Origin of the sequence: Pseudomonas sp. NPDC089395 (assembly GCF_044749525.1) — a bacterium.
Classification (GTDB): domain Bacteria; phylum Pseudomonadota; class Gammaproteobacteria; order Pseudomonadales; family Pseudomonadaceae; genus Aquipseudomonas.
This window is the reverse complement of sequence record NZ_JBIVID010000002.1, coordinates 661925-674020: the sequence shown is the minus strand read 5'-3', so window position 1 is coordinate 674020 and position 12096 is coordinate 661925. Positions and strand designations below refer to the sequence as shown.

Annotated in this window: 11 protein-coding genes; 3 read left to right on the top strand and 8 right to left on the bottom strand. The window is 63.0% G+C overall.

Annotation, left to right across the window (positions count from 1 at the left end; genetic code table 11):
• Window positions 1-9: 9 nt before the first annotated feature.
• Genes ACIPZG_RS08100 through ACIPZG_RS08090 form a run of 3 tightly spaced genes read right to left on the bottom strand, consistent with a single transcriptional unit; the run spans window position 10 to window position 2059 of the window.
• Entirely contained in the window at window positions 10-672 is a 663-nt protein-coding gene (locus ACIPZG_RS08100; protein WP_400712014.1) for a class I SAM-dependent methyltransferase, read from the bottom strand.
• A 26-nt stretch (window positions 673-698) separates the two neighbouring features.
• On the bottom strand, window positions 699-1520 hold the full coding sequence (locus ACIPZG_RS08095) for a phosphatase PAP2 family protein (RefSeq protein ID WP_400712011.1): 822 nt from the start codon (window positions 1518-1520) through the stop codon (window positions 699-701).
• Window positions 1521-1522: 2 nt separating this feature from the next.
• Window positions 1523-2059: a histidine phosphatase family protein gene (locus ACIPZG_RS08090; RefSeq protein ID WP_400712008.1), complete on the bottom strand. Its 537-nt coding sequence runs from the start codon at window positions 2057-2059 to the stop codon at window positions 1523-1525.
• Window positions 2060-2164: 105 nt separating this feature from the next.
• On the opposite strand from ACIPZG_RS08090, the gene mqo reads away from it, so the two are divergent.
• Window positions 2165-3754, top strand: coding sequence for a malate dehydrogenase (quinone) (gene mqo / locus ACIPZG_RS08085; RefSeq protein WP_400712006.1), 1590 nt, complete (start codon window positions 2165-2167; stop codon window positions 3752-3754).
• 166 nt (window positions 3755-3920) lie between these two features.
• Window positions 3921-4967: a class I SAM-dependent methyltransferase gene (locus ACIPZG_RS08080; RefSeq protein ID WP_400712003.1), complete on the top strand. Its 1047-nt coding sequence runs from the start codon at window positions 3921-3923 to the stop codon at window positions 4965-4967.
• Between the two features lie 88 nt (window positions 4968-5055).
• On the opposite strand, the gene ACIPZG_RS08075 is transcribed toward ACIPZG_RS08080, so the two are convergent.
• Complete coding sequence (locus ACIPZG_RS08075; protein ID WP_016394970.1) at window positions 5056-6300, bottom strand: saccharopine dehydrogenase family protein; 1245 nt, start codon at window positions 6298-6300, stop codon at window positions 5056-5058.
• Between the two features lie 33 nt (window positions 6301-6333).
• Window positions 6334-7431 carry a carboxynorspermidine decarboxylase gene (nspC, locus tag ACIPZG_RS08070; protein ID WP_400712000.1) on the bottom strand — a complete coding sequence of 366 codons (1098 nt, stop codon included), beginning with the start codon at window positions 7429-7431 and terminating at the stop codon, window positions 6334-6336.
• 226 nt (window positions 7432-7657) lie between these two features.
• Here nspC and ACIPZG_RS08065 point away from each other — a divergent pair, with 226 nt between their 5' ends.
• Window positions 7658-8116, top strand: a complete 459-nt coding sequence (locus ACIPZG_RS08065) for a metallophosphoesterase family protein (protein ID WP_400711997.1) — start codon at window positions 7658-7660, stop codon at window positions 8114-8116.
• 116 nt (window positions 8117-8232) lie between these two features.
• On the opposite strand, the gene ACIPZG_RS08060 is transcribed toward ACIPZG_RS08065, so the two are convergent.
• The 3 genes from ACIPZG_RS08060 to yghU all read right to left on the bottom strand — a co-directional run bounded on the left by ACIPZG_RS08060 (window position 8233) and on the right by yghU (window position 12005).
• On the bottom strand, window positions 8233-9150 hold the full coding sequence (locus ACIPZG_RS08060) for a pyridoxal-phosphate dependent enzyme (protein ID WP_400711994.1): 918 nt from the start codon (window positions 9148-9150) through the stop codon (window positions 8233-8235).
• Between the two features lie 175 nt (window positions 9151-9325).
• Window positions 9326-11029 (bottom strand): amidase, encoded by a 1704-nt coding sequence (locus tag ACIPZG_RS08055; RefSeq protein WP_400711991.1) that lies wholly within the window; start codon window positions 11027-11029, stop codon window positions 9326-9328.
• A gap of 136 nt (window positions 11030-11165) precedes the next feature.
• Entirely contained in the window at window positions 11166-12005 is an 840-nt protein-coding gene (yghU, locus tag ACIPZG_RS08050; protein ID WP_400639944.1) for a glutathione-dependent disulfide-bond oxidoreductase, read from the bottom strand.
• Window positions 12006-12096 lie beyond the last annotated feature (91 nt).

Here is a 12096-nt window from a genome sequence, read left to right as displayed (position 1 = left end):
CGTCGAGGGTTATTCAGCCACCAGCAGCAGCGACTGCGGCACTGCACTCTGCGGATGTTGCGGCTCCTGCAGACTGGCCAGCCTGAACCCCGCCATGTCCAATGCATTCAGCCAACTGGCCAGGGTTCGGAAGTACCACGGCATAGGCCGCCAGTCCCCGGCAAAGCCTGCAAAACACTCTTCGCGCCATCCATCCTGGTAGTCACCGTTGGCCACGCTCCAAGGGTGCAGGGTCTGGATCAGCAGTGCGCCGTACGGCAGCAGCAGTGCTTTCATGGCGGCGAGCAGGGGAATGATGTCCTGTTGCAGCAAGGCGAAATTGGCGCAGATCACGTCATAACCTGTACCCATGTCAGCAGCGTTTTCGGCGAGCTGTTCATAGCTGGCCTGGTACACCTGTGGCGAACCGGCCGCTCGCGCCGCAGCGACCAGCGCGGCATCGCCATCCACGCCCGTGGCGTCGATGCCCCGGTCAGCCAGGGCGCGCAGCAACCAGCCTTCACCACAACCCAGGTCGAGCACCCGCCCAGGCTGGCGACCGAGTATGGCCAGCAGGATGGCCTGGTCGGTCACCTGTCGGCGGCTTTCGATAGCGCCACTGCGCACGGCGTCGATCCAGGCCTGGGCGTTGTGCTGCCAGCTTTGCAGCAAGGCGGTTTCGCGGCTGTGCATTGCACCCTCCAGTGCAGTGGGACAGCTCAAGCATAGGCGTCCGCCGCAGGATTGTCCGAGGCCGGTTGCTCAGCGCCTTGCAAGGCCGGCCTGCCGTAGAACAGCAGGGCGGTCGCCCAGCTGGTGAACCAGACGAAGATCCCGGCCCAGAAGGTATGCGACATGTAGTGCCAGCCTTGCAGAACCCGGGTGGTGCCGTAGACGAAACCGATCAGCAGGATCGCCACCAGCAGTTTGCGCGCATGCTGCCAGCGGTAGCGCAGGGCCACGAAGTACAGCGCCAACAAGGTAAAGCCGCTGGAGGCATGGCCGCCTGGCCAGCAGCGGCCATCGCCCGCCTTGCTCAGCAGGGTGAAGTTCTCGTACCACTCCTTGCGCAGTTCATGGCCACCGTACAAGGTGGTTTCCACGGGGCAGTACACGCTGGTGTGGCTTTTCAGGTAGTGGATGACCGTGGTGCTCAAGGCGAAGGCAACCACGACGAACAGGAAATCGCGACGATGCTGGGCGGTGAAACGCAATACCGGGCTGATCCTGGCCTTGTTCAGCATGCGCGTCACCCACATGTCCGGGTGATGCTGCAAACGCGGCCACACGAACGACAGCAGCGAGCCGATCACGGCCAGTTCACCTGTCCAGTCCGGAAGGATGCGCGGCCACTTGTGGGTGACTTTTTCGAACCATTGGTCATGCAGCAGCGGGAAGCTGCCCGTGGCCGGATCGATCAGCAGGTTGCTTATCCAGCGGTCCAGTTCGGTGAGGTCAAACAGCAGGAAGACGATCAGCGAGAGCACCAGCGGCAGCAGCAAGTTGTTGATGTAGAACGTGGTACGTGAAGGATTTGGCATGGTTACTTCCCTGTGCTGCTGACCAGTTCGCGCCATTGTTTGGCATTGAGTTGGCCTAGGATGTGGGGCTGGCCATCGCTGCTCTTGGTGACGAACAGCGCGCTGGCATAGCCGCTGTCGCGCTGGCCACCGGAAACGTCCAATTGCCGCTCCAGTTCGTCGATGCAGCCGCTGTGGGTGACCAGAACCAGGTTGCGACCCTCGCGCTTGTGGGCGACTGCCGAGTCAGCAAATGTTCCGTCGCATTGCACCAGCCAGTCTTGGGTCTCGATGGCCTTGCCAAAGATGAAAAATGCGGTCTGCCGGGTGCGCACTTCCGGGCTGCTGAGCCGGTCGGCCGTGCCCAGCCCCAGGCGGCGAATGCCATCGCCCACGGCCATCGCCGCTTGACTACCGTCGACGGTAATGCCGCTGGGGTCCGCGAGGCAGGCATGGTTGGAGCGATCGCAACGCTCGGCATGGCCTATCACCCGAAACTGGCCGGCACCATAGCCTTTAGCTTGTGGCGCTGAAGTGAAGTGGATGTGAAAAATATGCACGGCGCCGGATGCAGCGAGTGCCGAGTGGAAGCCGGTTATACCCGACTAAATCCGTCAGCTAAGCTTGTTCTGCACTTTACCGACAGCTAGCGCGCGGGAGTAATCATGAACATCACGCTCAAAACGAAGCTGTTGCTGGCCGGCATGACGTTGGCCTGGGGCATGCTCAACGTCCAGGCCGCCGAGAGCCGAAAGGTCGATGTGATGCTGGTGGGCGGCGGGATCATGAGCTCGACCTTGGCGGTCTGGCTCAACGAGCTCGAGCCGGGTTGGTCGATGCAGATGGTCGAGCGGCTAGACAAGGTCGCCGAAGAAAGCTCCAACGGCTGGAACAACGCCGGCACCGGTCATTCCGCCCTGGCGGAGCTCAACTACACACCGGAAAAAGACGGCAAGGTCGACATCACCAAGGCGGTGGAGATCAACGAGTCGTTCCAGATCACCCGGCAGTTTCTCGCCTGGCAAGTCAAGCAAGGCGTGCTGAAGAACCCGCACTCCTTCATCAACACCACCCCGCACATGAGTTTCGTCTGGGGTGACGACAATATCCGCTTCCTCAAGAAACGCTACGAAGCGCTGCAGGCCAGCCCGCTGTTCAAGCCCATGCAGTATTCCGAAGACCACGAGCAGATTCGCAAGTGGGTACCGCTGATGATGGAAGGGCGCGACCCTCAGCAGAAACTGGCGGTGACCTGGACGCCCATCGGCACCGACGTCAATTTTGGCGAGATCACCCGGCAATATGTGGCCTACCTGCAAACGCGGCCGAATTTCGACCTGAAGCTGTCCAGCGAAGTCGAAGCGATTACCCGCAATGAGGATGGCTCCTGGCATGTGGAGTACAAGAACCTCAAGGACGGCAACAAGGCCGCCACCGATGCCAAGTTCCTGTTCATCGGTGCCGGTGGCGCGGCATTGCCGCTGCTGCAGAAGTCCGGCATCGATGAAGCCAAGGACTACGCCGGCTTCCCCGTGGGTGGCTCGTTCCTGGTGACCGACAACCCGGCCATTGCCCAGCGGCACATGGCCAAGGCCTACGGTATAGCCGCCACCGGCGCACCGCCGATGTCGGTGCCGCACCTGGACACCCGGGTCCTCGATGGCAAGCGGATGATCCTGTTCGGGCCGTTTGCCACGTTCTCGACCAAGTTTCTCAAGCAGGGCTCGCTGCTCGACCTGCTCGCCAGCGTGAATGTGCACAACACCTGGCCCATGGTGCGGGTGGGCGTGCGCGAGTTCGACCTGGTGCAGTACCTGGTGGGCCAGGTGCTGCAGTCCGACGATGACCGCTTCGAGGCGCTGCGCACCTATTTCCCGGAAGCCAAGCAGCAGGACTGGCGCTTGTGGCAGGCGGGGCAGCGCGTGCAGATCATCAAGAAAGACCCGAACATGGGCGGTGTGCTCAAGCTCGGTACCGAAGTGGTCACGTCGAAGGATGGCAGCATCGCAGGCCTGCTCGGCGCGTCACCAGGCGCCTCCACCGCGCCGCCGATCATGCTCGACCTGATGGGCAAGGTGTTCAAGGACAAGATGGCCTCGGCGGACTGGCAGGCGAAGATCAAGCAGATCATTCCCTCCTATGGCATCCGCCTGAACGATCACCCCGACCAGGTGCAGAAGGAGTGGGCCTATACCAATGAGGTACTGCAACTGAGCCCGCCGTCCACCGTCGAAACGCAAGCGACCGTCCCCTAGCCGGAGGTACCGGCTGGGCTAGCCATCGTCTGCCGACGAGTAGCCCTTGGGTTGAAACCCAAGGGCTAAACTTACGGCGAGGCATAACCATCCATTCCAATGACCACCGCCCCCCGGGCCGGACTTCCCTCGTCGACGGTGGCCTTCTTGCAGAGGAGGGCAGGTCATGGACGAGGCAAGGCTTCAGGATTTCATGGGCAAGCTGGTGGGCGACATGGGCGCGGCGGCGACGCTGGCCAATGTCATTCTCGGTGACGAACTGGGGCTCTATCGGGCCATGGCCGACAGTAAGCCGACGACGCCCGAAGCGCTGGCGGCCAAGACCGGTTGCCACCCGCGGCTGGTGCGCGAGTGGCTCAATGCCCAGGCAGCGTCCGGTTACATGACCCATGACAAAGGGCAATTCGTGCTGCCCGAGGAGCAGGCCATGGCGCTTGCGCTGGAGGACTCGCCGGCCTACATGGCCGGAGGCGCGGCGGTGGTGGCGGCGCTGTTTCACGACAAGGACAAGCTGGTGGCGGCCATGCGCGGTGACGGCGGGCTGGCCTGGGGCGACCATCACCCGTGCATGTTCAGCGGTACCGAACGGTTCTTCCGGCCGGGTTATCGGACTTTCCTCGTGGCCGAGTGGCTACCCGCGCTCGACGGTGTAGTGGGCAAGTTGCAGGCTGGGGCCAAAGTGGCCGATGTCGGGTGCGGGCATGGCGCCTCGACCCTGGTCATGGCCCAGGCGTTTCCGGCATCGACGTTCACCGGCTATGACTACCATGCACCTTCCATCGCCACGGCCAGCGAGCGTGCGCGCGAGGCGGGGCTGGAAGGGCGCGTGAACTTCCAGCAGGCCTCGGCCAAGGATTACCCGGGCCACGATCATGACCTGGTGTGCTTCTTCGATTGCCTGCATGACATGGGCGACCCGGTCGGCGCGGCGCGGCATGCCTACCGGGCGCTGAAGGCCGACGGTACGGTGATGCTGGTGGAACCCTATGCCGAGGATTCGCTCGATGGCAACCTGACGCCGGTGGGGCGGTTGTTCTATGCGGCGTCGACGTTCATTTGCACGCCGAATTCGCTGTCCCAGGAAGTGGGGCTGGGGTTGGGGGCGCAGGCGGGGGAGGCGCGGTTGCGGGCGGTGTTCGAGGAGGCGGGGTTCACGAAGTTCCGGCGGGCGACGCAGACGCCGTTCAATCTGATTCTGGAGGCCAGGAAGTAGCTAGCGGCCCCATCGCCGGCTTGCCGGCGATAGGGCCGGAGCAGGCAAAAAGAAGGGGCGCCGTGTGGGCGCCCCTTCTGTTTACCGCTTAGGCTTCAGCGTCCCAAGGACGATCGCCTTTCTCATCTTTCACGCGTGTCGGCAGGCCCATGACGTCCAGCGCCTTGAGGAACGGCTCGGCTGGCAGCTCCTCGACGTTGACCATGCGCTTGGCATCCCACTCGCCACGGGCGACCAGCAGGGCCGCAGCCACTGGCGGTACACCGGCGGTGTAGGAGATACCCTGGCTGTCGGTCTCGGCGTAGGCTTCCTCGTGGTCAGCCACGTTGTAGATGAACACTTCGCGCGGCTGGCCGTCCTTGGTGCCCTTGACCAGGTCACCGATGCAGGTCTTGCCGGTGTAGCCCGGGGCCAGCGAGGCTGGGTCGGGCAGCACGGCCTTGACCACTTTCAGCGGTACCACTTCCAGGCCTTCGGCGGTCTTGACCGGCTGCTCGGAGAGCAGGCCAAGGTTCTTCAGCACGGTGAACACGTTGATGTAGTGCTCGCCGAAGCTCATCCAGAAGCGCACGTTCGGCACGTTCAGGTTCTTCGAGATCGAGTGGACCTCGTCGTGACCGGTCAGGTACAGGTTCTGCGAGCCAACCACCGGCAGGTCGTCGGTACGCTTGACTTCGAACATGGTGTTGCTGGTCCACTGGCTGTTCTGCCAGCTCCATACTTGCCCGGTGAACTCGCGGAAGTTGATTTCCGGGTCGAAGTTGGTGGCGAAGTACTTGCCATGGGAACCGGCATTGACGTCGAGAATGTCGATCGAATCAATGCTGTCGAAGTACTGTTGCTGCGCAAGTTTTGCGTAGCTGTTCACCACACCCGGGTCGAAACCGACGCCGAGAATGGCGGTAATGTTCTTTTGTTGGCACTCTTCGAGGTGTTTCCACTCGTAGTTGCCGTACCACGGCGGGGTCTCGCAGATCTTGCCCGGCTCTTCGTGGATGGCGGTGTCCAGGTAGGCGACACCGGTATCGATGCAGGCACGCAGCACCGACATGTTGAGGAACGCGGAACCGACGTTGATCACGATCTGCGATTCGGTCTCGCGGATCAGTGCCTTGGTCGCCTCGACATCGAGGGCGTTGAGCGAGAAGGCCTGGATGTCGGCGGGAACCTTGAGGCTACCCTTGGCCTTGACGCTGTCGATGATGGCCTGGCATTTGGAGATGTTCCGTGACGCGATAGCGATACGACCCAGTTCGTCGTTATGCTGCGCGCACTTGTGGGCCACCACCTTGGCGACACCTCCTGCACCAATGATAAGAACGTTCTTCTTCAATTTACCTTTTGCTCCTTACTTGAGTGCCGGTCTTTACGACAGGCTGGAAACGTAGTCTTCGAAACCGAACTCGCGCACCACTTCGACGCTGCCGTCGAGTTGCTTGACCGCGATGGACGGCATCTTCAAACCGTTGAACCAGTTTTTCTTGACCATGGTGTAACCCGCGGTGTCGACGAACGACAGGCGGTCGCCGATGGCCAGCGGACGATCGAATTGATACTCGCCGAAGATGTCACCGGCCAGGCACGACTTGCCGCAGACCATGTAGGTGTGCTCGCCATCGTTGGGTGCCATCTTGGCATTGAGGCGGTAGATCAGCAGGTCGAGCAGGTGCGCTTCGATCGAGCTGTCGACCACGGCCAGGTGCTTGCCGTTGTACAGGGTGTCGAGCACGGTCACTTCCAGCGAGGCGCTGTTGGTGATGGCGGCTTCGCCCGGCTCCAGGTAGACCTGCACGCCGTATTTTTCCGAGAAGGCTTTCAGGCGCGCGCAGAACGCGTCGACTGCGTAGTCTTCGCCGGTGAAGTGGATGCCGCCACCGAGGCTGACCCACTCGACCTTGTGCAGCAGGTGGCCAAAGCGCTCTTCGATGTGCGAGAGCATCTTGTCGAACAGGCCGAAGTCACCGTTCTCACAGTTGTTGTGGAACATGAAGCCGGAGATCTGCTGGATAACCTTCTCGATCTTTTCCGGGTCCCACTCGCCCAGGCGGCTGAACGGCCGGGCCGGGTCGGCCAGCAGGTAGTCGGAGCTGCTCACCTGCGGGTTGACGCGCAGGCCACGGACCTTGCCTTCGGACTGTTCGGCGAAGCGCTGCAGCTGGCCGATCGAGTTGAAGATGATCTTGTCGCAGTTCTCGAGCATTTCCTCGACCTCGTCGTCGGCCCAGGCCACGCTGTAGGCGTGGGTTTCGCCGGCGAACTTCTGGCGGCCGAGCTTGAGCTCGTAAAGCGAGGAAGAGGTGGTGCCGTCCATGTACTGCTGCATCAGGTCGAAGACCGACCAGGTGGCGAAGCACTTGAGGGCGAGCAGAGCCTTGGCACCGGAGTGTTCGCGCACGTAGGCGATCTTCTCCATGTTGCCCAGCAGCTTGGTTTTATCGATGAGGTAGTACGGCGTCTTGATCATTTAAAGGCCCCCGGCCAGGCCGGCCAAAAAAAGGACACGCATTGTGCCTTCACTTGCTGCATATCGAAAGAGTGAGATCAGCATTTCGTCGCGGTCGTGACTGTTGGGGCAGGTTTTTTCCGATGGCAACGGGCTTATTTGAACAGGCCTGTGTGAACATCCTAATCACCGGCTATGCAGATGAAGAAGAATCTGATGAACAGCCGTTCGCGAACAGGAGCTGAGCATGAAAGTTGGCGTCATATCCGACACCCACGGTTTGCTGCGCCCCGAGGCGGTCGATGCGCTGAAGGGGTGCGACCTGATTGTGCACGCCGGCGACATCGGCAAACCCGAAGTCATCGAGGTGCTTGGGGCCTTGGCGCCGCTGCAGGTCGTGCGTGGCAACAATGACCTGAAATTGCCTTGGGCGGCGCAGATAGCCGATCAGTTGCGCTTTGAGATGGGGGGCCGGCAGGTTCTGCTGGTTCACGACATTGCCGACGTGCCGGGCGCGTTGGATGAGGGGGTGCGGGTCGTGATCACCGGGCATTCGCACAAGCCGCTGATCGACTGGCGGGAGGGGCGGTTGTTCCTGAATCCCGGGAGTGCCGGGCCACGGCGGTTCAAGTTGCCGGTGACGGTGGCGGTGATTGAAATCGAAGGGGAGAAACTGGTGCCGCAGATCATTCCACTCTTGCGGTGAGTGTACCGACCCTTTCGCGGGACAAGCCCGCTCCCACAGGTACCGCGCTGCCCTTGAACAGAGTGGTAAACCTGTGGGAGCGGGCTTGTCCCGCGAAAGGGCAGGAACAGCCCACCTTAATCGACCTGCTTCAACCAATCCTGAATCTGCCCAAGCGTTGCCGTAGCGCCGCCACACACCACGACCAGCACATTCTGGAAACCCGCCAACTTCCCAGGCGCGTAAGCCAGCGCCAACGCCGCCCCGCAGGCAGGCTCCACCAGCACCCGATGATCGCTCAGGAACCGCTCGCACGCCTCCAGTGCCGCGCGATCGGTGACCAGAACGCTCTGCACCGGATGTTCGCGCACGCACGCCAGGGCCTGGTCGGCAACACGCTTGGCGCCCAGCGAGGTCGCCACCGACGCGATACGCTCCAGCTCCACCGAGTGACCGACCTGCACCGCAGCGTGAAGCGAAGCCGCACCTTCGGTTTCCACCGCCAGCACTAGCACATCATCCCAGCCGTTGCGCTTGAGCCCTTCGACCACGCCACTGAGCAGGCCGCCGCCGCCGACCGACAGCACCACGGCGTCGGGTTTGATCCCGGTGGCAGCGACCTCGTCAACCAGGCTGGCATGCCCGGTCCACAGCAGCGGGTCGTCGAAAGGGTGGATGAAGGCATCATCGGCCCCGACCAGGGTCTGTGCCAGCTCATTGGCCTCCTGCCAGGAGCTGCCATGCACCACCACCTTGGCGTCCTCCAGGCGCAGCAGCTCCTTGGCGCGGTCGCTGGTGGTCTCAGGCACCACCACCGTCACCGGCACGCCGAGCTTGCGACCGGCATAGGCCACTGCCAGGCCGGCATTGCCACCGGAGGAGGAAACGAAATGTCGCGCGCCACGGGCATGGTGGACTTCGCAGGCATGGCCCACGCCACGCAGCTTGAATGAACCGCAGGGCTGCAGGGCATCGAGCTTGAGCCATATGCTACGGCCGGCGGCCAGCGATAACGGGCGGGATTCGATCAGGGGGGTGTGGATGTGCAGGGTCATCAAGTAGCTCCACGACGCTTCATTCGGTATGAGCAGAGAGTGCCAATGCTCGAGGTAGGGCCGAATGGTAGCGCGGGGCGACAGGTGCATGTCGTTGAATTTGCGGTGTGGTTGAAATCGAGCGCCGCCCGCGCGGCGCTCGATTTGTGCATCGACACAAACTTCCAGCGAACGATCACCCCAGCGCGGGGGTACGCGGCGGAATCATGCGGCGAGAGCCGGTCGATTCAAACGCGGCAGCGAAGCTCAACAGGTTGTTGTCGCTGTAGGACCGGCCCGCAAAGGTCAGGCCTACCGGCATGCCGATATCGGCCATCACGCCCATTGGCACGGTGACGGTCGGCACACCCAGGTGGCGAATGGCGAGGTTGCCGTTGGCTACCCAGATGCCGTTGCTCCAGGCGATGTCCGCCGACTCGGGGTTGACGTCGGCATCGGCCGGGCCTACGTCGGCCACGGTCGGGAACAGCACCGCGTCCAGGCCCAGATTGTCCATCCAGTCTTCCAGGTCGATCTTGCGGGTTTTTTCCAGGCCGCGCAGGCCATCCGGCAGGGTCTCGATCTGGTCCCAGGTCTTCAGACCGCGCTTGGCCATGTTGACGTACTCGTCCATACCGGCGGCCAGGTCGTCCTCACGGTTGGGCAGGGTGCCCGGGTCGTGGGGGAAGATCAGCGGGCCATCGACATCGGCCAGGCGGTTGAGCTTGGGGTCGTTGTTGGCACGCAGGAAATCATCGAATGCCCAGCCCGACAGTTCCCACAGTTCGTCATGGAGGAATTCCTTGCTGACGATGCCGCGGTTGTACACGGTCGGTGCGCCAGGGCGGTCGCCTTCGCAATTGGACACCAGCGGGAAGTCCACTTCGACTACCTCGGCGCCGGCCGCTTCCAGGGCCTGACGCGCCTGTTGCCACAGGTCGATGACGGTGGCGCGAGTGTTGATGCGCTGACCGGTCGGGCCACCGATGCCCGGTTTTTCCGAGGTGCCGGCCTCAGGGTCGGCATTGATGTACATGCGCGGTACGCCGAAACGCTTGCCCTTGAGCGAGCTGGCGTCCACCGCCAGGTCCAGGTAGGACGCTGGGCGTACGCTGGATGCGGCCGGGATCGGTACCCAAGGCTGCAGGCGCCACAGGTCGCCACGCTTGTCGGCGTCGTCGGCCACCACCACGTCGAGGATTTCCAGCAGGTCGGCCATGGTCCGGGCATAAGGCACCACCACGTCCATGGTCGGGGTCAGCGGCCAGTTGCCGCGTACCGAGATCACGCCACGCGATGGGGTGTAGGCGCACAGGCCGTTGTTCGAGGCAGGGCCCCGGCCGCTGGACCAGGTTTCCTCGGCCAGGCCGAAGGCGCTGAAGCTGGCGGCGGTGGCGGTACCGGCACCGTTGGACGAGCCAGAGGCGAACGGTGCGGTCAGGTAGTTGGCGTTATACGGGCTTTCGGCGCGGCCATAGACGCCACGCTGCATGCCGCCGTTGGCCATGGGCGGCATGTTGGTCTTGCCCAGGCACACCGCACCGGCGGCGCGCAAGCGCTCGATGGTGAAGGCGTCGCGCTGCGCCACCAGGTCCTTGAAGGCCGGGCTGCCGGAGGCGGCGGTCAGGCCTTTGACCAGATAGCTGTCCTTGGCGGTGTAGGGGATGCCATCGAGCGGGCTCAAGGTCTGGCCCTTGGCGCGGCGGGCGTCGGAAGCCTCGGCCTCCTTGAGTGCTTCTGGATTGCGCACCACCACGGCGTTCAGTGCGGTAGCGGTATTGGCTCCATCGTAGGCGTCGATACGCGCCAGGTAGGCCTTGACCAACTCGACCGCTGTCGTGCGGCCCGATTCGAGCGCGTCGCGCAGCTCGGCAATGGAAACCTCGGTTACCTCGATCATGCTTTCACCAAAAATTGTGCAGGTGGGGGCTTTTGCGAGGAGTGTACAAGAAGGCAGTTGGGGAGGGAGGTTTGCGCGGCAGAAATGGTTTTTTGCAAGGGGGCATTGTCGGGGCCGCCCAGCGGCCCCGGCGTGGTCAATCCAGGTCGGTCGCGGCATGCCGCTCAGGCACCTGGCTGGCTTCATCGCCCCAGGTGCGGTTGACCCGTGTGCCCCGTTGCACCGCTGGTCGCTGGGCAATTTCCTCGGCCCAACGCTGCACCTGCGGGTACTCGTGCACGGCCAGGAACTGCGCCGCGTCATACAGGTTGCCGCGCACCAGCTGGCCGTACCACGACCACACTGCGATATCGGCAATGCTGTATTCGTCGCCACCGAGGTAGCGGCTTTCGGCCAGGCGGCGCTCGAGTACATCGAGCTGGCGCTTGGCTTCCATGGTGAAGCGGTTGATGGCGTACTCGAATTTCTCCGGCGCATACACATAGAAGTGGCCGAAGCCGCCACCCAGGTAAGGCGCCGCTCCCATCTGCCAGAACAGCCAGTTCAGGCACTCGGTCCGTGCGGCCGGTGCCTTGGGCAAAAATGCGCCGAATTTCTCGGCCAGGTACAGCAGGATCGAGCCCGACTCGAACACCCGTACCGGCGGCTCGACGCTGCGGTCGAGCAGGGCGGGGATCTTGGAGTTGGGGTTGACCTGGACGAAGCCGCTGGAGAACTGGTCGCCCTCACCGATGCGGATCAGCCAGGCATCGTACTCGGCACCGCCGTGGCCAAGGGCGAGCAGCTCTTCGAGCAGAATGGTCACCTTGACCCCATTGGGCGTGGCCAGGGAGTACAGCTGCAAGGGGTGCTTGCCTACCGGCAGGTCCTTGTCATGGGTTGGGCCGGCAACAGGGCGGTTGATGTTGGCGAACTGGCCGCCGGACGCTGCGTCGTGGCGCCAGACCGCAGGCGGGACATAGGGGGGCTTGCTCATGCACGAACTCCTTGAATGGCGTGAAGCTGTCACTGCATCTATGCCATGGGTTCGGCGCAATTCGCAAATGCATTGTGGGCACTCACGCGAT